22 protein-coding genes are annotated in these 20,981 nt (G+C 54.6%); 9 read left to right on the top strand and 13 right to left on the bottom strand.

The genetic code is table 11. The annotated features are described in order from the left end of the window. Positions 1-6: 6 nt before the first annotated feature. The 7 genes from pyrD (at position 7) to rmf (ending at position 8,284) form a co-directional block, all read left to right on the top strand. Positions 7-1,017 carry a quinone-dependent dihydroorotate dehydrogenase gene (gene pyrD, locus M2366_RS10400; RefSeq protein ID WP_042042455.1) on the top strand — a complete coding sequence of 337 codons (1,011 nt, stop codon included), beginning with the start codon at positions 7-9 and terminating at the stop codon, positions 1,015-1,017. A 99-nt stretch (positions 1,018-1,116) separates the two neighbouring features. After that, positions 1,117-1,653: a cell division protein ZapC gene (locus tag M2366_RS10395; RefSeq protein ID WP_224432879.1), complete on the top strand. Its 537-nt coding sequence runs from the start codon at positions 1,117-1,119 to the stop codon at positions 1,651-1,653. 269 nt (positions 1,654-1,922) lie between these two features. Then, positions 1,923-4,067 carry a bifunctional 23S rRNA (guanine(2069)-N(7))-methyltransferase RlmK/23S rRNA (guanine(2445)-N(2))-methyltransferase RlmL gene (rlmKL, locus tag M2366_RS10390; protein ID WP_042042458.1) on the top strand — a complete coding sequence of 715 codons (2,145 nt, stop codon included), beginning with the start codon at positions 1,923-1,925 and terminating at the stop codon, positions 4,065-4,067. Further along, positions 4,067-4,291 carry a glutaredoxin family protein gene (locus tag M2366_RS10385; RefSeq protein WP_259269649.1) on the top strand — a complete coding sequence of 75 codons (225 nt, stop codon included), beginning with the start codon at positions 4,067-4,069 and terminating at the stop codon, positions 4,289-4,291. The genes rlmKL and M2366_RS10385 overlap by 1 nt, the downstream gene beginning before the upstream one ends. 85 nt (positions 4,292-4,376) lie before the next feature. Further along, positions 4,377-6,287 carry an ABC transporter ATP-binding protein gene (locus tag M2366_RS10380; protein ID WP_259269648.1) on the top strand — a complete coding sequence of 637 codons (1,911 nt, stop codon included), beginning with the start codon at positions 4,377-4,379 and terminating at the stop codon, positions 6,285-6,287. Between the two features lie 8 nt (positions 6,288-6,295). Continuing rightward, on the top strand, positions 6,296-7,945 hold the full coding sequence (locus M2366_RS10375; protein WP_259269647.1) for a DUF3466 family protein: 1,650 nt from the start codon (positions 6,296-6,298) through the stop codon (positions 7,943-7,945). A gap of 162 nt (positions 7,946-8,107) precedes the next feature. Continuing rightward, a complete protein-coding gene (gene rmf / locus M2366_RS10370) occupies positions 8,108-8,284 on the top strand; it encodes a ribosome modulation factor (protein WP_005905568.1) in 177 nt (58 codons plus the stop codon). Between the two features lie 81 nt (positions 8,285-8,365). Here the strand turns inward: rmf and fabA are convergent, their stop codons facing one another. From fabA to M2366_RS10315, 11 genes are all read right to left on the bottom strand, one after another. Next, positions 8,366-8,887: a 3-hydroxyacyl-[acyl-carrier-protein] dehydratase FabA gene (gene fabA / locus M2366_RS10365; RefSeq protein WP_198135282.1), complete on the bottom strand. Its 522-nt coding sequence runs from the start codon at positions 8,885-8,887 to the stop codon at positions 8,366-8,368. A 115-nt stretch (positions 8,888-9,002) separates the two neighbouring features. Further along, a complete protein-coding gene (locus tag M2366_RS10360) occupies positions 9,003-10,979 on the bottom strand; it encodes a Lon protease family protein (protein ID WP_259269646.1) in 1,977 nt (658 codons plus the stop codon). A 166-nt stretch (positions 10,980-11,145) separates the two neighbouring features. Continuing rightward, the gene (locus tag M2366_RS10355; protein ID WP_259269645.1) at positions 11,146-11,502 is read right to left on the bottom strand and encodes a hypothetical protein; all 357 of its coding nucleotides are present in this window, start codon (positions 11,500-11,502) and stop codon (positions 11,146-11,148) included. Between the two features lie 280 nt (positions 11,503-11,782). Next, a complete protein-coding gene (locus tag M2366_RS10350) occupies positions 11,783-12,049 on the bottom strand; it encodes a hypothetical protein (protein WP_224432885.1) in 267 nt (88 codons plus the stop codon). Positions 12,050-12,480: 431 nt separating this feature from the next. Beyond that, positions 12,481-13,653: a zonular occludens toxin domain-containing protein gene (locus M2366_RS10345; protein ID WP_259269644.1), complete on the bottom strand. Its 1,173-nt coding sequence runs from the start codon at positions 13,651-13,653 to the stop codon at positions 12,481-12,483. 9 nt (positions 13,654-13,662) lie between these two features. Next, positions 13,663-13,980, bottom strand: coding sequence for a DUF2523 family protein (locus tag M2366_RS10340; protein ID WP_047440322.1), 318 nt, complete (start codon positions 13,978-13,980; stop codon positions 13,663-13,665). A gap of 44 nt (positions 13,981-14,024) precedes the next feature. Then, entirely contained in the window at positions 14,025-15,851 is a 1,827-nt protein-coding gene (locus tag M2366_RS10335) for a hypothetical protein (RefSeq protein ID WP_259269643.1), read from the bottom strand. Positions 15,852-16,015: 164 nt separating this feature from the next. Further along, a complete protein-coding gene (locus M2366_RS10330; RefSeq protein WP_259269642.1) occupies positions 16,016-16,228 on the bottom strand; it encodes a hypothetical protein in 213 nt (70 codons plus the stop codon). Positions 16,229-16,235: 7 nt separating this feature from the next. Then, a complete protein-coding gene (locus M2366_RS10325) occupies positions 16,236-16,397 on the bottom strand; it encodes a hypothetical protein (protein ID WP_259269641.1) in 162 nt (53 codons plus the stop codon). A gap of 314 nt (positions 16,398-16,711) precedes the next feature. Further along, complete coding sequence (locus M2366_RS10320; RefSeq protein WP_259269640.1) at positions 16,712-17,071, bottom strand: DNA-binding protein; 360 nt, start codon at positions 17,069-17,071, stop codon at positions 16,712-16,714. Positions 17,072-17,083: 12 nt separating this feature from the next. Next, a complete protein-coding gene (locus M2366_RS10315) occupies positions 17,084-18,496 on the bottom strand; it encodes a phage/plasmid replication protein, II/X family (RefSeq protein ID WP_259269639.1) in 1,413 nt (470 codons plus the stop codon). Between the two features lie 141 nt (positions 18,497-18,637). On the opposite strand from M2366_RS10315, the gene M2366_RS10310 reads away from it, so the two are divergent. Both M2366_RS10310 and M2366_RS10305 read left to right on the top strand, forming a co-directional pair. After that, the gene (locus M2366_RS10310; protein ID WP_071287626.1) at positions 18,638-19,105 is read left to right on the top strand and encodes a helix-turn-helix transcriptional regulator; all 468 of its coding nucleotides are present in this window, start codon (positions 18,638-18,640) and stop codon (positions 19,103-19,105) included. Positions 19,106-19,219: 114 nt separating this feature from the next. Continuing rightward, the gene (locus M2366_RS10305; protein ID WP_259269638.1) at positions 19,220-19,618 is read left to right on the top strand and encodes a hypothetical protein; all 399 of its coding nucleotides are present in this window, start codon (positions 19,220-19,222) and stop codon (positions 19,616-19,618) included. A gap of 244 nt (positions 19,619-19,862) precedes the next feature. Here M2366_RS10305 and M2366_RS10300 read toward each other — a convergent pair whose 3' ends face one another. Next, a complete protein-coding gene (locus M2366_RS10300) occupies positions 19,863-20,057 on the bottom strand; it encodes a hypothetical protein (protein WP_241344492.1) in 195 nt (64 codons plus the stop codon). 15 nt (positions 20,058-20,072) lie between these two features. Then, entirely contained in the window at positions 20,073-20,264 is a 192-nt protein-coding gene (locus M2366_RS10295) for a hypothetical protein (RefSeq protein WP_259269637.1), read from the bottom strand. Positions 20,265-20,981 lie beyond the last annotated feature (717 nt).

The raw sequence follows: 20,981 nt of genomic DNA, 5'->3' as shown, positions 1-20,981 counted from the left end.
GCAAAGATGTTTTACCCCCTCGCCAGGCATTTGTTGTTCAAGCTCGATCCGGAAAAGGCTCACGAACTCTCTCTCAAACAGCTCTCCCGCCTTCATGGCACGCCCCTCGATATCTTCTTCCGTCAATCCCTGCCAACGCGCCCCGTCACCTGTATGGGGCTTAATTTTGCCAACCCGGTGGGCCTGGCCGCGGGGCTCGATAAAGATGGCGAGTGCATAGATGCCTTTGGCGCCATGGGGTTCGGCTTCATCGAGGTGGGGACTGTGACCCCCAAGCCCCAGAGTGGCAATGACAAGCCCAGGCTGTTTCGGGTGGTACCGGCAGAGGGGATCATCAACCGTATGGGCTTCAATAACCTGGGGGTTGATCACCTGGTCGAGCGGGTCAAGGCCGCGAAATACCAGGGGGTGATCGGTATTAATATCGGCAAGAATAAAGATACGCCCATTGAGAATGGCAAGGATGATTACCTGATCTGCATGGACAAGGTTTATGATCATGCCGGTTATATTGCGGTCAATATTTCATCCCCCAATACACCTGGCCTGCGTCAGTTGCAGTATGGGGAGGCGCTGGATGATCTACTGGCAGCCCTCAAGGAACGTCAGCAACTCCTGGCGGCACAATATAAGAAGTATGTTCCTGTGGCGGTCAAAATTGCACCGGATCTTAGTCTGGATGAAATTAAGCAAGTTGCAGGATCCTTGATTAAAAATGGGATCGATGGGGTCATCGCCACTAATACCACGCTAGCCCGTGACATGATCTATGACATGCCCCATGCTGGTGAAATGGGTGGATTGAGTGGTCGCCCCTTGCAGCACAAGAGCACCGAGGTTATCCGTCTATTGGCACAGGAATTAAAAGGTGCCTTGCCTATTATCGGTGTCGGGGGAGTGGACAGTGCCCTGGCCGCCCGCGAGAAGCTGCAGGCGGGGGCTACGCTGGTTCAGATATATAGCGGCTTTATTTATAAAGGACCGGCCTTGGTCAAAGAGATCGTGACCAATATCTGACGCATTTAGTCAATTTAATATAAGGGCGCCCCGAATTAACGTTGCTGAAATTATCGACATATAATAAAGTCGAATTACAGCAGCAAGGAAGGGCGCCTCATGTTTCTCCAACCAAACGATCAATGGCAATGGCATTATGATGCGAAGTCCGACCGCCTGATGTTGGAGCTGAGCGATGACATGGTATTCGCGACAGAATATCAAGGTCGTCAGTTGGTGCCCGCCTCATTTGCTACTCAAGCTTTTTGTGTCGAAGATGCGTCCCTCTATTATCAGCTGATGGACCATGCAGCCGATCTCAATTGGAGCATCCCTCAACAGGTACAGCTGGTATTAAATGCCCTCGCTGTGCGCCGCTTCTATAAACCCCTGATGCCCCAAAGCTGGTTCTTTATTGAACTGGGCCAACTGATGGCGCCGCAACAAGGGGAGCTGGTCATCATGCATACCCAGGATGGTCAAGGCACCTTCATGGTGATCGAGGCAGGGGAGCAGGCCAGTGTCTGCCTCAACCTCACCGGGGAGCTGATGCTCAGCGGCAACAAGCTGATGCCCCGCTTTGCGGTGATCAAGGTGATGAACAATCGCTTCGGTCACTACCATCAAGCCGCGCCGGCGCTGCGCCAGGTCAGTTGATTAACATCCCCCCATTGCCGCTTCCTGCTCAATGACTCGCTCTCTTGGTGCAACAGCCACCCGATAGCCCCCATCCCCCCTCGCGCTGAACGGTTCCACCCCCCTTGAGTGAGCGCTCCGGATGATGCTTCGGAGCATGTGACGGTCGCCGTTGCTGCACTTCTGGGCGATTGGTGATGAATTGAGGGGGAGGGGGCGATGATCGGGGCGCCAAGCTGGCCGTGAATGAGGTATAATACGGCACTTTTTATGGCATCCCCGTGAGCGTGATGAAAGAATTCTTTGCAACCTGCCCCAAGGGGCTGGAAAACCTGTTGGCCGACGAGCTGACCACCCTGGGCGCAGAGCAGGTCCGTGAGACCGTGGCCGGCGTCCATTTCAAAGGCGAACTGGTCATTGGCTACAAGGCCTGCCTGTGGAGCCGCTTTGCCTCCCGCATCGTGCTGGTGCTCTCCGAATTCCAGATGAATGACGATCTGGATCTCTATCTGGGCGCCCACACCATTGCCTGGGAAGAGCACTTCCCCGGTACCGCCACCATAGCGGTGGACTTTACCGGTACCAACCCCGCCATCCGCAATACCCAATATGGCGCGCTGAAGATCAAGGATGCCATCGTCGATCGCTTCACCAAGCGCGGCCATGTGCGCCCGGACATCGACAAGAAGTCGCCGGATATTCGCATCATGGCGCACCTGGGCAAGGGCAAGGCCAATATCACCCTGGACTTGTCGGGCCCGGCCCTGCACCAGCGTTTCTATCGCCAGGGCACCGGCGAGGCGCCGCTCAAAGAGAACCTGGCCATGGCCATGATAGCCCGCAGCGGTTGGGCCGGTGAGCCGATGATGGACCCCATGTGCGGCTCCGGCACCCTGCTTATCGAAGCGGCCTTCGTCGCCGCCGACATGGCGCCGGCCCTGCGCCGCGAGCGGTTTGGTTTCGATCGCTGGCTGCAACACGATGCCGAGCTGTGGCAGAGCCTGATGATGGAAGCCCAGGTGCGTGCCAAGCGCGGCATGCAGCGCTGCGAGGTCAAGTTGTTTGGCTGTGACGCCGATCCTCGCGTATTGATGAAGGCCCGCGACAACGCCAAGGCGGCCGGGGTGGATCATTTCATCACCTTCAAGCAGGCCGACGTGACCGCGTTGGAGAACCCGCTGCCGATGCCAGCGGTAGAAGGCGAGGCCCGTCAGGTGGGCATGCTCATCTCCAACCCGCCCTATGGCGAGCGTCTGGGTGAATTCCCGGCCCTGCTCGAAGTGCACCAGGCCCTGGGCGATGCCCTGCGTCGCAGCTTCCAGGGCTGGCGCGTCTCCATTCTGTCTGCCTCGCCGGAGCTGCTGAGCTGTCTGCGCCTGCGGGCCGACAAGCAGTATCGCCTGTTCAACGGTGCGCTGGAGTGTCAGCTGCGCAACTACCAGATTGCCCTGGACTCCGTGGCCTCCCAGAAAGAGGTGGCCCAGGATTTCGCCAACCGGCTGCGCAAGAATCTCAAGACCCTGGAGAAGTGGGCCAGTAAAGAGGGCATCGACTGCTACCGCATCTACGATGCGGACTTGCCGGAATACAACGCCGCCATCGACCGCTATCAGGATTACCTGGTGGTGCAGGAGTATGCCGCGCCCAAGGACATCCCCGCCCAGAAGACCCGTCAGCGTCTGCTCGACATGGTGCAGGCCGCCATCAAGGTGACCGGCATGGACGGCGAGAAGGTGATCCTCAAGGTGCGCGAGCGTCAGGAGGGCAAGCAGCAGTATCAGAAGCTCTCTACCGAGCAGCACCGGATGGAAGTGCAGGAGTACGGTGCCCGCCTCTGGGTCAACCTCTATGACTACCTGGATACCGGCCTGTTCCTGGATCACCGTCAGACCCGCCGCATGCTGGGCCAGATGGCCCAGGGCAAGCGCTTCCTGAACCTGTTCGCCTATACCGGCAGTGCCACCGTGCACGCGGCGCTGGGGGGGGCTAGCGAGACCACCACGGTCGACATGTCTTACACCTATCTGGATTGGGCGCAGGACAACATGCGTCTGAACTCCCAGGTCGGTCGTCAGCACAAGTTCGTGCAGGCCGACTGCCTGAAGTGGCTCTCCGAGGCCGATGGACAATACGATCTTATCTTCATCGATCCGCCCACCTTCTCCAACTCCAAGCGGATGGACGAGAGCTTCGACGTGCAGCGCGATCACCTGCTGCTGTTGCAACACCTCAAGCGTCTGCTGGCGGCGGACGGCACCCTGGTGTTCTCCAACAACAAGCGTCACTTCAAGATGGATCTGGCCGGTCTGGAAGCCGCGGGCCTCAAGGCGCAGAACATCACCAGCAAGACCCGGCCAAAAGATTTCGAGCGCAACGTGCACATCCACAACTGCTGGTTGATCACCCACGCAGACACACCGGTAGATGCCGGCTGATGCTGACCCTGTTTCATACCGACGGCTGTCACCTGTGCGAGCAGGCCTGGCAGCTGGTGGAGGAGGCGGGATTGGCCGCGCAAACCCGCCAGTGCGACATCATGGAGGATGCCGACTGGTTGGCCGCTTACCGGGTGCGCATCCCGGTGCTGCGAGATGAGGCCGGCCGAGAGCTTGGCTGGCCCTTCACCCTGACCGAGCTTGACGACTGGGTGAAGACGTAAACGGATCACTATTGTGTACCTGTGATATTGAGAGTGGGGCAGACCGGGTCTGTCCCGCTTTTTCATGAAGAATTAAGGAAAAGACATGGCTTTATTAACATTGCACGGCGCTTGTCTGTCGTTCAGTGATTTCCCGCTGCTCGACAATGCCGAACTGAGCATAGAGCGCGGTGAGCGTCTCTGTCTGGTGGGCCGCAACGGGGCGGGCAAGTCCACCCTGATGAAGGTCATCGCCGGTGAATTGCCCCTCGATGACGGCCGCATGGTGCAGCAGCAGGAGTTGAAGGTGACCCGCCTCGAGCAGGATCCCCCCGCTTCCAGTGATCTGACGGTGTTTGACTACACCGCCGAAGGGCTGGCCGGGGTCGGCGAGATCCTCAAGCAGTATCACCATATCTCCATGGAGTTGGCCCACGATCCCTCCGACGCCAACATTCGCATCATGAGCGAGTTGCAAGAGCAGCTCGATTACCAGAATGGCTGGCAGTTCGAGACCCGCATCAGCCAGGTGCTGACCCTGCTCAACCTCGACCCCGACGCGACCCTGGACAGCCTCTCTGGCGGCTGGCTGCGCAAAGTGGCCCTGGCCCGCGCCCTGGCCTGCGATCCGGATCTGCTGCTGCTCGATGAGCCGACCAACCACCTGGACATCGAGGCCATCAACTGGCTGGAAGAGTTCCTGAAAGATTTCCGTGGCGCCATCGTCTTTATCTCTCACGATCGGGAGTTCATCCACAAGCTGGCGACCCGGATCATCGATCTCGATCGCGGCGAGATCACCTCCTGGCCCGGCAACTACGACCAGTATCTGCTCGGGAAAGAGGAGTGGCTGCGGGTCGAGGAGCTGAAGAACGCCGAGTTCGATCGCAAGCTGGCCCAGGAAGAGGTGTGGGTCCGCCAGGGCATCAAGGCCCGTCGTACCCGTAACGAAGGCCGGGTTCGCGCCCTCGAAGCCATGCGCATGGAGCGCAGTCAGCGCCGCGAGCTGCAGGGCAAGGCCAAGCTGCAGATGGACGACGTCAATCGCTCCGGCAAGCTGGTATTCGAGACCGAAGGGCTTGGCTTGGACTTTGGCGATCGCACCCTGTTCCAGGGGTTGGACTTGCAAGTGCTGCGTGGCGACAAGATTGCCCTGGTGGGCCCCAACGGTTGTGGCAAGTCGACCCTTATCAAGCTGCTGCTCGGTCAACTCGAGCCCAGCCGCGGCGTGGTCAAGGGCGGCACCAAGTTGGAAGTGGCCTATTTTGACCAGTATCGCGATCAGCTCGATCCCGAGCAGACGGTGATGGACAACGTGGGGGAGGGCAAGCAGGAAGTGATGGTGCGTGGCCGCTCTCGCCACATTCTTGGCTACCTGCAGGACTTCCTGTTTGAGCCCAAGCGGGCCCGTACCCCGGTCAAGGCCTTGTCAGGGGGTGAGAAAAACCGTCTACTGTTGGCCAAACTGTTCCTCAAGCCCAGTAACTTGTTGATTTTGGATGAACCAACCAACGATCTGGATGTCGAAACGCTGGAATTGCTGGAGGAGCTGCTGGCGGACTATCCCGGCACCCTGCTGCTGGTAAGCCATGATCGTCGTTTCATCGACAATACGGTCACCGGTTGCTGGTTGTTTGAAGGGGATGGCCGCATCAGTGATTATGTGGGCGGCTATGCCGACATGATGGATACCCGTGCCCTGCAAGCGGCGCAGCCTGTCAAGGCGGCTAAAGCAACGCAGGTGACAGAGACGGTCGCAGTGGCGAGCGAGCCCGTCAAGAAGGCCCGCAAGCTCTCCTACAAGGTGCAGTTGGAGCTTGATGAGTTGCCAGCAAAACTGGAGCAACTTGAAGCCGAACTTGATACATTGCAGGGCGAAGTCAATGAGCCCGGCTTCTTCTCGCTCAGTGCCGAGCAGACACAGCAGAAGCTAAATGCCCTGAGTGCTGCTGAAGCAGCACTGGATCAGGCCTTCTCCCGTTGGGAGGAGTTGGAAGCGTTGAAACATCAGGACTAAGGACGTAGATGAAAAAGCAATTATCCATACTGGCCGTACTGGTCGGCGCCAGCCTCAATGCGCAGGCGGCACAGAACCCCTTCTTCAAGATAACGGAAGTGGGGCAGGGCTATGCGACCGGGATCAGCGCGGACAACAGTGTGCTGGCGGTGAAGCCGAAGAATGATGCGGGAAATTTCTTCTCGACCACTCCCTTCTCCGACTTCCTGGTGGACAGATTCCGCTTCGAGCAGGATTGCATCCTCTCTGGGGATGTCTGTGACGCCTTCTGGGAAGACAATGCGAACTTTGGCTTTGATTGGCGCCGTGATTTCCTCGATGCCACCTCCCAGCGCGACAGCATAGGGGTTTCTGGCAGCGAGACCGATGGCCTTGCCGTGGCCATGGGCCCGGAGAGCGGCACCTACGTCGGCTACAAGGCGAGCAAGAATGCGGTCAACAACTTGGCCAATAGCCGCACCGCCTTTGCCGTTATCGATAGCGGCAATCAGGTGGCTCTGGAAGGTAACTACAAGGTCAACAGCACCAACGTGCTGAGCAGTGCCACCAGTGTGGCGCAGGTCAGTGGCAGCCAGTATCTGATCACCGGCACTGCGGCCACCGGCAAAAACCGCAAGGTCGACACCGACGAATACAAAGATTGCTTCAACGGTGATGACGACAACTTCGGTGACTACCGTTATTGCCCCGGTACCGACACCCAGGCCGCCTTCTGGCTGGTGGACAATGGTGCCGTGAGCCTGTTCCAGCCGGGCAGCTATTACGACAATGACAGCAACATGGTGCAGACCGCCTCTGCCGCTCAGGCCGTCAAGCTCAAGGATGGCAGCTGGGTTGCCGTGGGCTACTCTGCCACCGACGAGGAAGTGTCGGAGCACAGCCTGGATCTGGCCACTTACTGGACATTGGATCTGGCCAGCAAGAGTACTGGCGCCACCACCGCCATCCCCTTGTCAGAGGGGAAACCTGATGACAGCGATGCCAGCCTGCGCGGCAGCTGGGCGAGCGGCGTCAACGCCAATGGCTACGTCATCGGTAACCAGCGCTTTGGCACCAACAAGGGCCAGAACCGCCCGACCGAGATGTTTGTCTTCAACCTGAACAGCCCGAGCAGCAACGCCAGCGTGCCCCTCAAGGACAAGCCGATCAACGGTGCCAACTCGGAAGCGGCCGCCATCAACGATCACAACATGGTGGTTGGCTGGCGTGACTCTCGCCATCAGACCCAGCCGGTGACTGGCGGTACCAACCGCATGCAGGAGGCCTTCCTGCTGAGCGCCGCCAATGGCAACAACTGGTACCTGAACGATCTCATCTGTGGTCTGAATGATGCCGGCAGCAAGAGCTGCAGCCAGAATGGTGTCTATTACCATATCGCTTATGCCAGTGGCATCAGCCCCGATGGCACCATAGCGGCGACGGCTTTCCGTTACGCCAATGAGAGCGATCTGAATAACCGCATCAATGCGAGCGTAGTCAGCATCAAGCTGAGCCCGGATAGCACCAACTACGAAGGTGTACCGGCGAATCGCGTTGTCTCCAATCCTCCGGTCGTCAACCAGACTGGTCAGGATGGTGACGAGGGCGGTGGTGGTGGCAGCCTGTTCTGGTTGACTCTGTTGGGTCTGCCCTTTGCCTGGCTGCGTCGTCGAGGCTAAAAAAGTGAGTCATAAAAATTTAATGCAGTTCAGTGTCTTGTGTCACATGGCCTGATTAGCATCGGAATTTTTGTTTGACCTGCCTTTATCCTTGCGTTAATGATGAAAGCGACCGATGAAAAATTGGTCGCTTTTTTCGTTCAACGAAGAGGGTTGTAGAATATGAAGAGACAAAAACGGGACCGTCTGGAAAGAGCTCGCGCTCGCGGTTATCAGGCAGGCGTTGTCGGTAAAAATAGCGAATCTTGTCCGTATCAGTGTCTGGACGCTCGTGGCCATTGGCTGGGAGGGTGGCGTGATGCCATGGAAGGACGGAGTTCAGGACTCTTCATGAAGTAGTGACTTCATCACCATTCAAAGACAGGAAAGGGGCCCGACAGGCCCCTTTGCATTGCGTATCGTGCGCGCAAGGCGGCGATATCAGAAGCTGGTGGTGTCCTTGAACAGACCCACTTTCAGATCGGTGGCGCTGTAGATGGGACGACCATCCACCTCGACCACGCCATCGGCAATGCCCATTACCAGCTTGCGGTTGATGACACGCTTGAAGGTGATCTTGTAGCTGACCTTCTTGGCGGTCGGCAGGATCTGGCCAGTAAATTTCACTTCACCCACGCCCAGGGCGCGGCCTTTGCCGGGGCCACCTTTCCAGCCAAGGAAGAAGCCAACCAGTTGCCACATGGCATCCAGACCCAGACAGCCCGGCATGACGGGATCACCCGGGAAGTGGCAATCGAAGAACCAGAGGTCTGGCGTGATGTCGAGCTCTGCCACGATTTCACCCTTGCCGTGCTCGCCGCCGTTGTCGTTGATAGTGACGATGCGATCCATCATCAACATGTTGGGGGCGGGCAACTGGCTGTTACCTTCACCGAACAGTTCGCCACGGCTGCAAGCGAGCAGCTCTTCGCGAGAGAACGAGCTCTTGCCTTGTTCACACAGGGAGAGGGGAGCTGCGGAGGCGGTTTTATCTTGGGTCACGCTGTGTATCCTTCATATGAGTCAAAGCGGAGCCAATCTAGCGTACACTTGTGCGCTAAACAACTCCGATCACTTGTTAATGGCCAAACAGACGGCCCAGTATGGTGCGCATTATGCCTGTTTTTGGCAAGGTGCCGTTAAGATCGTCCAGCCGCTGCTGGATCCGGCCAAACAGGGTATCGGCCATGTCCGGCTCGCCAGCCACGCAGCCTGTCAGCATCTCGATGGCTTCTTCCACATGATCCACCGGGTGGATATGGAACAGGCCCTGCTCGACGGCGGCGATCACCTCATCGGAGAGGTTGAGCTGCTGAGCATTGGTGCCTGGCAGCAAGATCCCCTGTTTACCATTGAGACCGTGGATCTGGCATACCCGGAAGAAGCCTTCAATCTTCTCGTTGACTCCACCGACCGCCTGCACATTACCAAACTGATCGACGGCGCCGGTGACGGCGAAGTGCTGATAGATGGGTTGACGGGCGAGGGCGGAGAGCAGGGCACAGAGCCCGGTCAGAGAGGCGCTGTCGCCGTCAATCTCATGATAAGACTGCTCGAACACCAGATTGGCTGACAGCGGGGAGGGGTTCTCGGCACCAAACTTGTTGGAGAGGTAGCCGTGAATGATCATCATCGCCTTGGCGTGGATATGGCCAGCCAGCTCCGCCTTGCGTTCGATATCCGCCACATCGCCATCCCCCAGGTGAACGGTGGCGGTGAGGCGCACCGGTTCGCCAAAATCATAGGGGTGGCCGGCAACCTGAATGACGGAGAGGCCATTGATCTGGCCAATCTCTTCCCCCTCGGTCTGCAACAGGATCTGGCCATCGATGACGCCCTGATCGGACTGTTCGACCAGATAGTTGAGGCGATAATCCTGCTCGGCCAGGGCGTGCACAATATGGTCATGGTCGATGATCTGGGCCTCGAACTCCCGGGCCAGGCTGTCGGCCAGACGCATCAGGGCCGTGAGCTGTACCTCGGAGAGAGAGAGCCACTCCTGATGGTCGCAGAGTCGGCTGGCATGGCGACAGAGTGCGGCCTGGGCTGCCGGGGTAAAGTCGAGCAGCGACCAGCGTTGCCGGATCCAGGCCAGATAGCCGAGAAAGTCGGGCAGTTCATCGTCGATTTCGACCTCGGAAACCAAGTCTGCCCGCAGGAAGATCCGCTCGGACATGTCTCTGTCCAGCATCTGGAACTCGGCCACTTCGAGCCTGTCGCCCACCAGGATCAGCTTGAGCCGAATGGGGGTGGCCTCAGGGGTAAAGAAAGGCGTCAGCGTCTTGCCTTCCTGATAGGCATTCCAGTCCAGCTCGCCCTTGAAGATGGCATTCTTGAGCTTGAACCAGAGATGAGGCTGATCGAGCAGCTCATCGAGTTGCAAGATGAGATAGCCACCATTGGCTTCACGCATCAGCCCCGGCTCCAGCAGGTGCTGGTTGGCATAGACGGAGCCTTGCTCAGTCTGATAGTTGATGGAGCCAAACAGCGTGTCCCAGTTGAGATCGCGGCCATAGACCACGGGGGCTTGCTGCTCGTCGTGATGGATAAGCAGGTTGATGAGTACAGGGTGCTGAAATTCGAGGCCGAGGGCGACATGCGCCGCCAAGTCCGAGAGAAAATCGGCTATCTTGGGGTCATTTTTCTGCTTGCGCATGATGCGAGTGACGAGGCGCTCGGCATCCAGATGATGGCCCATCAACTTGAGCAGTTCGCCAACCATTTGGCAAAACTCGACCCCGGAGCCAGGTTGTAGGCGCAGCCAGATAGGCTTGTACGGGTTGTTGAGATTCTCGGTGTAGCAGAGGTCAAACAGATCGCCATCCTTGCCATGGGTATCGGCAATCAGGATGCGGCACACTTGCTCGTAATCTGCGCCGGGGAAGCCGTTGATCAGCATCACCGGGCAATCGCCATCGAAACTGGCCAGGCGTTTGATGGCGGAGATGGCTCTGGGTTGCAAGGCGGCGAAGGGAATGGGTTCAAGTTCGCTCAAGGGAACAAAACGGTCAATCGCAAAAGCGGGTTTCAGTTGTTCTGATTTTAATTCAGCCACTTAAGACATCCGGTCGGAGAGAGGAAGCAATTGTTGCCATTATACACAGTTCAGATATACGTAACAGGAAATGGAATATGTGATTTAACATAATATACATTATGCGCAATGACGAGTGTTGATAGAACAAAGGGGCCGGAGGCCCCGTGGTTGACTAGATGTTTGTTCAAAGTTGTTTGGATTGAATAGCTGAGCTGTATTTACGATCTTTCATCGTAGCTATGAGCTCGAACTTTCGATCATCAGAACAAATCTGCATGCCTTCCTCAGTAACAGTAAGCTGGATGCTTGATCCTTTATCATCAGTAGTTGCTGTTACATAGCACCGGTCCTTTGCTGATTTCTTCTGTTGAGCCTCGAAAAACTCAACTAGAGCATTTTGACACTCGGGATGAGCAATGATGAGCAAGGTGAATCGGCCAAATGAAAGACACTTAGGAGTAACGCTGAAGCTCCATCCGGTGCAGTCAAACGAAGGAACATCCAACGTGTCACGAGCTTGGCTGTTGTAGGTATTGATCATGGCATTATCCTTGGGTTATAGCGTGATTGGTGGGCAGAGGTTTGCGAAACAAGAAGAGAGATCAGACACGGAGTGTGGTGTGCTTCTCTGCTCTATTACATCCGACACTAAAAGGTCGTGTAGCCTAGACATGTCTGCCACACTGGAAGATAAGAGCAGTGAGTGTGATGTATTCTTCTGCTCATTACATAGCGCTCTAATAAAGGGCCATGTATGCCCTTGAGCATTGATGCCGATAAATAGCGTTATCGGCATCACGTGAGAGATAACAAGGCGGTGTTCAGTCGGTTCTGCGGCACAATTCCTTTACCAATCCAGCGCATGACGATGAACCGTCACGAATGCCAGTCTCGGCCAGCTTAAGAAGATCCTCACCCAAGTCAGCAAGACCGGCCATCCGGTTCCCCTGCTGTTTGGCAATGTAGAGGTCGGCCAAGTTGGCCAACTGATCCGCCAAAGTCCCCTCGCCCACAACATCTTCTCGCTCAACCAGAAAGTCAGGCGGTGCCTTTTCCTGGTTAAAGTAGTCATCCCAATGATCAGACATACCCCCTCCCCTTAGTCGATATTCTGAAACCACAAATGTCCCATTTTGAGACAAGAGTCCACTATTAAAGACAGTGGACTCTGGGGCCACGGATGCCCCCTCCCCCCAGGGTCAGCGCAGGGCATCTAGCGCGCGCAAGAGCCGATTTTGTTCACAAAAGCAGCGTGCTGCGCTTGCTGGATACGTCTCATCAGAGCAACAAGTTGCTCAGCCGAGCCGCATCGCCGATGAACACCTAGAGGGATGACCTACGCATAATCACCCCCCCCTAGCCGAAAATGAGAGCCTGGCAGCGAATGGATGGGGCCAACGAGAAATTGCGCATGCGCAAAAGTTTCTCATGCGAAACGCGGTGCCCATGACCAACCTTGAGACACTACCCCGCAAGCGGGGGCCCCTTCTCAAGGTTGTTCCTGGAATACGTGGTGGCGCTAGTTCAGGGGAAGCGCAGCGAGTGCCATCGTTGCCGAGTTTTCTTGCTGGGGCTTATTGCCCTGACAGTACAGAAAATGCTCCCGTTCATCATATACCAAGCGCAGCAGACAAGGCCCAAGGGAATAGACCTGATAGCCGGCCATCATTAAGTCGCTCAGTTTCATTGAGAAGGAATAGGCGTTGCTGCCCTTGGCCTCCAGGTAGTACTCAAACTGGGTATGAAACTTACCGGTGTTGTCCTTGTAGGATGTATCCGCCCAGCCGGTGATGGTGATCTCAAACTTGGAGAATGGGGCTTCCTGCACGCTTTTAGCGGAGCTGGTCGGCATGATTGGTGCCACGGCCTTCGCTTCGGTGCCAGACGCCGCTGAGGGGGCTGTAGCCTGCTCTACCGGTACAGATACCGGCGCTGGGTCATCACTGCCCAGCATATTGAACAGGGATTTTACGCTCATCGGGACACCGATGAAGATGAGGATCACCGCCAGCCACAACCACCACCTTTTCCACAGCGGCACAATGTCGGAGGCTTTGGCTTCCTGAACACTGCCTTCTGTTTGGGTATGGGACTTGTAGAACGGGAAGAACGTCTTGTCGTACCGGCGAACAGATTCAGAGAGGCAGGTTGCGCGAGCCCCTGCGCCATCGAGCACTTTGCGGGTGTAGGTTTTATCAGAGCCCGCAGCGGCGTGTTTGCTGACCAAGAACTGGATCTCGATCATGTCACGCAGATCCTTGTGCACCTTCCCCAGGGATTGGGTCATGAACAGGATGTCGTGGCCGTAATGACGGTGCATGGAGAAATATTCCAGGCAGTTGATAAGGTCATCGCTCGCCTTCTTGTTACGCCCTGCTCGGGGGTATTGGAAATGACATTCATCAATGACAAACAGCGGGCCTTGCCCCTGCTCGTTGCGCCACTCCTCCTGGGTGAAGTGCTCGGGATCAGAGAAGGCCTTGATGGTGCCGTGTTCCCGACTAAAGCCATCCTGACGAACCTCAACGAGATCCCTCACCTCTTCGCCAAACACGGCGATCAGATGATCCATCATCAACGGCAGGTTGGTGACCACCCGACGCCCTTCCTTGATGGCTGGGATCACGTGAAATGCGACAGCTTCATACGATTTGCCCGAGCCGGGACGGCCAACAATGATGTTTAGCGCCATGTCGCCTCCTTATGAACCGAGTCTGGTGAAGGGGATCAACTGGAGGATCAGGCGAACGCCAATCGCCGTCACAATGATGGCTGAGGCATCATTCACCCCCGCGATGGCCATGATGTTTTGCACATCAGCGGGGAGCATGGAGAAGTATTGAATAATGTTCATGGCCCCGAGCATGGAGCCAAGGCCGGAGATAGCCAGGTGAACAATCGATAAGATCGCTTCAAAGAGGAAGCAGGCCAAATCCTTGAGCATGTCAAAGAGCGAGAGCAGCAGTGAATAGAGCAGGTTCAGGAAGTCATTCCAGCGGTGAGCAAACCAATCAAGCATGAGAGCACCTCATTTTTCGCATGAGAAAATCAAGCAGCGCGGACTTAGCCGCCGAACACTAAACGCCTGGCCAGCAAGCCGGCGCAGAAGATGACGAAAGCACGAATGGCTATCCAGACATTCGGCGGCACGGTCAGTTGATGGCAGCCGAAGTCAGCGAATCCCATGTCAAAACAGATTGTCCAGGTAGGGTATTCCCCTCCCCCTGACAGCTGTAGGCGGAAGCCATTAAGCCAGTCAAAAAGCGCGGTATGTTGCAGCTCTTGCGTGAATCCGCTCCATACACCTGCCATCCCTGCGGGATAACGAGACTTCCACCAAGAGGTTCCCTGCGCGGTATCGGGCAGAGTTTGTGCGGGGACGCTGGTTGTGAAGGTGTCGGAAAGCAGCCGGTTAGTTTCATCAATGCGTGTTTCTACGCCATGAAGGTCAACGGCGTTGGTCGTAGCCAATAGCTGATTGGTGCGGTCGAGACGAGATTCCAGGCCGCCAAGGTTGGAGACGGTAACAGAGCTGGGTATGCTGCCAGTGCCAGTGCCAGTGCCAGTGCCAGTGCCAGTGCCAGTGCCGGAACCCGTACCGGTTCCCGAGCCAGTCCCAGAACCAGCTCCCGACCCTGTACCCGTCCCAGAGCCTGATCCAGTATTGCTACCTTCACTTGGAACGGTTGGTTGAGGGCCGGTGATAACAGGGCGAATTACGCCGCCTGCAATTGCGCCTGCATCTGGGTCTGTAGTCGGTTTGCCGGTGATAACGGAATTAATGGCATCACCATATATTGGGTCAGTGACGGGAGGTAGTGGCTTACCCGATGGTAATACAACGGGAGGTGTCCCAATAATGTCGAAGTCTGGGCGGTTATCAGGCTTAACCGGAATAACAACCGAGTTATCTACCAGGTGAGGCTTGGGAAGGCGGGCGCCTGGATTTTTCATGTCCTGCAAATAGTGATCAGGGATAGTACCATCAACGCTGACACCATCGAGAACACTCGCTACCGACTCTTCCAAAACCTCTTCTTTATTAGTTGACTCAACTTTAAGCAAAGCAGTTTGGTAATCATATGAAACGGCAGAAGTTACAACGGATGATTTAACCATTGTGTCATTTCTGTATTCATTAACGACAATGTCAACATCATAGGCATAGCGGTAGTTCGTACTTGAAACACCAAAGAAAACCTTAGATAAGGGGTTGGCCTCACAGCGGTTAAAAAATCGAACAATAGTATTGTTTGGCGGGGTCACATCCTCACGGTAGAACTTACATGTCGGGTTGGTATCCAAATACTGTGATGTTCGGATTGAAAGGACGCTGTTGGCTTCCTCAGTGATATAAGAAACACAGGTGGCCATATCTAAGGCTTTGTCACCTTGCTTGTAATAGGAGTCATCACTTTTATTTCTGGAAGGGTCAGGAAGGCCTGTAAATCTGTCTGGAGGAATACAGCTAGAAACTGGGGTTGAATCGGCGTAGGGGGAGTAACTGAACTCCTTCATAAGATCACAATCAAGAAATCCTGAAGAAGAAAAGTCACAACGTTTGACGTTATCAAGGCTATCACCATTGAGAGTTATCCCGTAACGCTTGAGCTGGAAAGAAAGCATACCGTAGGGGTCGATCTTCAAATCCTCCTTTGCGAAGTTCTTAAGCAACGGCGGAGTTGATATTGCAACAGCAGTAACAGCAGCAGCGCCCGCGGCGTACTGGACGGCCAGACGAGTAGCTAGGGTTCTGCCCGTCCAGATTGCGGCCTGTTCGGCCATAGCCATCACCACGGGGGCAAATGCTGGTAAGAACGCGCGCGCTTGGTTGACAGGTAGCCAGGCGGTGAGAAAACACAATGAGTAAACAAGGAGTCTGCGCCACATATGGTGCTCCAAGAAATTTAGCGGCTAAATTTTTCGCATGCGAAACGTTCAGTTAGAAAAGGGGGCTTATGCCCCCTTCATCCCCATAACGAACGCCATTCCTGATAGTCCCCCTATCGTAATAATTGACGACATGAAGACGATATAGGCAAAGGAAGCGGTCATTAGGCTTTGCTGACCAAGCGCTTGGCCAAGGAGATACCTTTAACTGCCAAGGCGATACCGACAATAGTAACCCCCGCGCTAGCAACAAAAGTAACAACGCTGCTGAAGTTAACAGCAGCAAACATTTGATCCAGAGCAGACTCTCCCTCAGCAAAAACGGGAGTGGAAGCGACAGCGATAATAGCGGGGATTATTTTTTTGAACAGAGACACTAATACCTCACATAATATTGATTACTTTTTTAGCCACACCAATAGCGAAGCCAGGAAACCACCCGATAATGACAACAGCACCGAACGCCCATGAAAACATAATGGCGATGTCTGATGGTGCTATATCAACGGTGGATTGTTTATATTCCTCTACGGTTTGGATTATCATAGAGGAACATTCTTTTACAGGGGTGTCTGTTTGATACAGAAACCCCTGTTCATTAACTGCGATGCAATAAGCCATTTTTGCCTATGGTGTTATTCCCACGAGCGATAAAGAGTCTTCATTACCTGTTTCAATTCTTGTTCAGTGTTAATAACTGTATTGCCGACATATACCAAGTCACTATCAACGTAGTGAAATATGATCCCTGGTATGGAGCTGGTCAGATAATGCCGCCCATCACTTGAATGAGCCTGTAGAACGGGAGTTGTCCCCTCCTCCCAATTAACATTCTTTTTAAGAAACTTGAGAGCCATCGATCACACCTTGTTTTTCTCATGCGAAAACGAGGTGACTTCGCGAAGAGCCGCATCATTGCTCATGTGGTAGGTCACGTTGGCACCACGCTGACCAGACCATGCTTCAAGCCAAACAGGGATCTCGACAAGTTTGTCAGTCATGCTGTTGGCTTGCAGCGGGATGCCTGATTGGGCAAGGGCGTTGGGAACCCGGATCACAATTTGCTCTTCCTGGAAGCCGCCGAAGCCATTAGATCGGCTGATGGCTATCCCTATTTCGTGGCGAGTGACAGGGCCATTTTTCCCCTGGGTTTGCTGCTGACGGGAACCGAGCATGCGGCCACGGACAATAACGCCTTGAGCGGTAAGCAAATCAATCACGAATGACACTCCTTAACTGACAGCCCTGAGCCGATGCCCAGGTGATGAGGGATATGATCGGGGCGGTATGGCCCCTGGTACTGGGGGTATTGGGTCGATGAAGGTTCGAGTGACCTTGGGTCCGCCGAGTTCGTCGCGCTCGATGGTGACCACCTCGGTCGGCTGGGCCGCTGTTGCCATACGATCCAAGGTGCTGATGGGCTCGACATACCAGTCGGGGTGCTGCCGGCCAAAATCGATATTGATTACCTGGATTAGCGGTACCACGTTGGAGGCTTCGCCAGAGAGATTTTGCAACTGTGCCTTGGTCAGGCCCACGGCCATCAAGTCGGTGAGATGACGGCGGAAGGTCTCCCGGCTCATGCTGCGATAGACGGTCTCATAGCCTTCGTTGAGCAGCCGGCGATAAAAGCCATGCACCCTTTGGGCCTTGGCATAGCTGGTGTTTCCCTTCGGGGTGATGCGCTGGTAACTGGTGTAGAGCGCGTTGCGGATCTCGTCATCGGTGTAGACCTTCATGGGCTGTTCCCCCAGGGCATTAAATAGTTCTTTAAATGCGGCTTTCCATAGATCGGCAATCAAACATCGGCCGTCTTGCTCGTAGTCTTTTTGGTACTGGATGGCGTCAAACAATTTGAACGGGACGCCATGTTTGGTCAGTGCCCGTTGTTTCAATCGGGCTTCAAAGCGAACGCAAAGGCTCGCATAGAGCTGCAATGCTGGGTTCTTCATGACCTCAACACAGCGGCGGAGTGACTCATTTTTCGGCTGTTTTTGAAGGCTCTTTGTGTACTCGGCCAGCTGCCGCTGGAACTCAGGGCCCTTCAAATAGGCTTTCAAGGAACGATGGCGGCTGCCGGTGTTCCACTCGGCAGTAGTTTCATGATCCCGGTTCATCCTGCTCTGCTTGGTCTGTCCGGAACGGATGTTCTTGAGTGCAGAAATGACCTGTTTCCCCTGCTCTTCGGTATTGACCCGGGCGGAGAACGTTACGTCGATCCATTCAAGGGTGGTGTTTGGGATGTCCAGCATTTCAAACAGTTCAGGGCAGGCGCATGCCAGTGTTGCCAGCAGTTCGGTCGAGCAAAGCTCGATACTCGTTGGGCCGAACACGTTGTGACCTTGAAGCAGTTTTGCCGGAGAGGCTTTGAGTTCAACCCCTGGCAGGCGGTTGCTGCCCCCTTGATGGATCTTCATTGCAAGGCTACCGAAGTGGCTTGGCAGTGACTCGAAGGGATGGGACAGGCCAGAAACGGTCAAATCCCCATCAATCTCATACTCAACAGCCATTGCGGAGAGCTTTAACCTCCCCTGCTTTGCGACCTGTTCCAGATCGATATAGACCCCCGAGCGATGATCGGCCGTTGGAGATACCAACTGCCATTCGCTTTTGAAGGGTAAATCGAGCTTGAGGAGGTCTATCACGAGAAACCTTGGCAATACCAATATAGACACTAAAGGGTGTCACATATGTTACGTGAGAGCCTGTGCTAGAATCAAGGCAAATGACACTAGATAGTGTCAAATAAGATCCTTTGGCGAGAATGGAAAAAACAGGAGGGTAGAATGACTGGTGTACCCACCCAGCAACATGATGAAGAGACTATGACCGACCTACAAAGGGCTGAGCGCATCAAAACGGCCATAACAACCCACTCTACATATGAACGCATTGAGGAGATGACTGGGGTCAACATAACGACACTCAAACGTATCGCATCTGGCAAAAGGGACGTTTACGCGAGTGAGTTGGAGAAGATCGCGGAAGCAACCCAAGAGTCACCCGTCTATCTCATGTTTGGCGAAGACAAGGACATGGTGAAAAAAGGGAAGCTCATGTTCGATGGCCGGAGAAACAAGGTTGCAGAAGCGGCCATGTTCAGCCTCTACAACATCAGAACGCTGAAGGATGATGAGATAATCGTCATTGCGAAACTGATTGCTGGTCTCCAGGCGATGAGAGTGAGTGAGCGGTTTTTCCTTAAAGATTTAGAGAAGCTCAGAGACCTCAAAGATAGCGAAGGCGACGAGTAGTCATCACCTCTGGGGGCCTCATAGCCCCCTTCTTTATTGTGTATATTGGGACTTGCGGGAATCCTGTGTATCTGTACAGTATTAGCCGTTCCGGTACTCAATAGGGGGGATTTGATGAGTCGTAACAATGATGGTTCAGATGTACTAGTAATCAGTGGCGGGATACTGGCCTTGTTTACTTGGGGGATCGTGTCGGTATTCGGCGTGCCTTGGAAAGTGGCGATAGATACTGTACCAGGCATGCTGATATGGGTAGTTCTTTTCGGGGTTACTGTTTTCCTGCAAAAAGAAGACATCTTGGGGAAATTTAGCGATACATGGCCCCTGTTGCTGGGTGGCATGATATTGGTGCTATCTCCAATTCTCAATCACTGGGCCGGTGGTCGTTATGGTGAACCGCTCTTTATCGAGCCTGCATGGTATGGCAAGTCATCTTGGCAGTGGCTTATGAGCATATCCATCGCAGCAGCAGGATTCGGATTTAAGTGGTGGAGAAGGGATCGCTACTACTAAACAGAGGGCCCATAGCGGCCCTTTTTGTTATATGGCGCTTTGTCACTGCGCATAAATGCGGATTATGTTACGGGCGCTCCGGCGTTGGGACGATGCCAGCAAGCTGTCCCACGTCCCTGCCTAGTCGCGTCCCCCTGCCCCTTCGGGATTATCGCAGGGGGAAAACCCTCAACATAATACCGCGGCCACATTATGCGCAGTCAGGCTTGGGGGCATGAGTAAGGGGCCGGAGGCCCCTTGGTTACTATTTATCGTCGGAATAAGGCCGAACGTGCGGAAGCGCCTCATTATTCGAAGCATGGTACGCATCCAGATACTCTCTGGTTTTCACTGCCAGCTCTTGAGGTGATTTGCCAGCTAACCGCATAGCTTCAAGTTCTGTTTCAAGTTCCTTCTGCCTTGCATCAAGGTTCAGGATTTTCTCTGCTGTATCACTCATTCAAATGCCTTGTAGTTATCGGCCTGTAGCCTTCAGGAAATCGAGAATGTTGTACATCAACGAAATGCGCTCGCGGGCAATCTCAATCAGATCTGGGTGGTCTGAAATGCCAAGAATGCCAATGATTTTTTGCAAAAGCGCGGATTCATCTAACACATGACCATGATCTGCTGCATATTGCCCAACAAACTTGTAGAAACGATTCATATCCAGATCGTGCGAAGAGTGCCAAGCACCTGAAAGCCAAGAGTTTAATAGCCGTTCTGCGTTAGCCGAAAGAGTCATTAGAATCACCTATTCTATAGAAATGAAGGGCTAAGCCCCTTTGCTGCGTTGGTAACGCCGATAACTGGATTTATCGGCATCAAAATGGTCCATTTTTAACGCTTTTCCAGCAAACGAGCATTCAACACGATCGAATGAACACGGAAATCCGAAGTCCTATAAATGCATGTTATTTGCTCTGCATCGTGGGAAATGAAATGCACAATCATATGAATATCTTGATATTTTACTTTATCGCCGACCGATAAATGAGGCATTGCCCTCTCCTTAGATATGAGCAACATGCTCCATACGGATATTGGGGCTGTTGCTTGCAAACCAAGCCATTAATGAGAAAAAACCTAACTTGTAAGAGATAACACCCCTGCCCCGTGGCTGAGTTGAACATGTGAGGATTGAATACCCCCGTATTACGACCCGGGGGCTGGCGGAAACCCTGTGAGGTGCTGTGGCGTTCCCCTTCCCCAGTCATCGAAACCCTTGAGCCTATTTTTCAGGGCAAAGGATGGAGGTGGCTACTCTTCCCTGCCACGGCTCGTCTAAAGCGGATACCGCTCAGCCGGACATCTCTGTTCGCCCTACCCCATCTCATCATCTGCACTCACGGGCTTCCTCATTGCCCTGCAGTATCCATTGCTT

The sequence above is a fragment of the Aeromonas sp. BIGb0405 genome, from assembly GCF_024807335.1.
In the GTDB taxonomy this organism is placed as follows: Bacteria; Pseudomonadota; Gammaproteobacteria; order Enterobacterales; family Aeromonadaceae; genus Aeromonas; species Aeromonas rivuli.
Note: the sequence above shows the minus strand (reverse complement) of the source record. Positions and strands in the feature narration are given on the sequence as shown.

What these genes read in the sequence shown, in the direction of transcription:
- M2366_RS10350 (WP_224432885.1), bottom strand. Translation starts at nt 12,049, where the DNA reads ATGTCTGATCATTGGGATGACTACTTTAACCAGGAAAAGGCACCGCCT.
- M2366_RS10325 (WP_259269641.1), bottom strand. Translation starts at nt 16,397, where the DNA reads ATGATAATCCAAACCGTAGAGGAATATAAACAATCCACCGTTGATATA.
- M2366_RS10355 (WP_259269645.1), bottom strand. Translation starts at nt 11,502, where the DNA reads ATGATCAATACCTACAACAGCCAAGCTCGTGACACGTTGGATGTTCCT.
- M2366_RS10305 (WP_259269638.1), top strand. Translation starts at nt 19,220, where the DNA reads ATGAGTCGTAACAATGATGGTTCAGATGTACTAGTAATCAGTGGCGGG.
- M2366_RS10295 (WP_259269637.1), bottom strand. Translation starts at nt 20,264, where the DNA reads ATGAATCGTTTCTACAAGTTTGTTGGGCAATATGCAGCAGATCATGGT.
- M2366_RS10395 (WP_224432879.1), top strand. Translation starts at nt 1,117, where the DNA reads ATGTTTCTCCAACCAAACGATCAATGGCAATGGCATTATGATGCGAAG.
- M2366_RS10385 (WP_259269649.1), top strand. Translation starts at nt 4,067, where the DNA reads ATGCTGACCCTGTTTCATACCGACGGCTGTCACCTGTGCGAGCAGGCC.
- M2366_RS10340 (WP_047440322.1), bottom strand. Translation starts at nt 13,980, where the DNA reads ATGCTTGATTGGTTTGCTCACCGCTGGAATGACTTCCTGAACCTGCTC.
- rlmKL (WP_042042458.1), top strand. Translation starts at nt 1,923, where the DNA reads ATGAAAGAATTCTTTGCAACCTGCCCCAAGGGGCTGGAAAACCTGTTG.
- M2366_RS10310 (WP_071287626.1), top strand. Translation starts at nt 18,638, where the DNA reads ATGACTGGTGTACCCACCCAGCAACATGATGAAGAGACTATGACCGAC.
- pyrD (WP_042042455.1), top strand. Translation starts at nt 7, where the DNA reads ATGTTTTACCCCCTCGCCAGGCATTTGTTGTTCAAGCTCGATCCGGAA.
- M2366_RS10335 (WP_259269643.1), bottom strand. Translation starts at nt 15,851, where the DNA reads ATGTGGCGCAGACTCCTTGTTTACTCATTGTGTTTTCTCACCGCCTGG.
- M2366_RS10380 (WP_259269648.1), top strand. Translation starts at nt 4,377, where the DNA reads ATGGCTTTATTAACATTGCACGGCGCTTGTCTGTCGTTCAGTGATTTC.
- M2366_RS10375 (WP_259269647.1), top strand. Translation starts at nt 6,296, where the DNA reads ATGAAAAAGCAATTATCCATACTGGCCGTACTGGTCGGCGCCAGCCTC.
- rmf (WP_005905568.1), top strand. Translation starts at nt 8,108, where the DNA reads ATGAAGAGACAAAAACGGGACCGTCTGGAAAGAGCTCGCGCTCGCGGT.
- M2366_RS10300 (WP_241344492.1), bottom strand. Translation starts at nt 20,057, where the DNA reads ATGAGTGATACAGCAGAGAAAATCCTGAACCTTGATGCAAGGCAGAAG.
- M2366_RS10345 (WP_259269644.1), bottom strand. Translation starts at nt 13,653, where the DNA reads ATGGCGCTAAACATCATTGTTGGCCGTCCCGGCTCGGGCAAATCGTAT.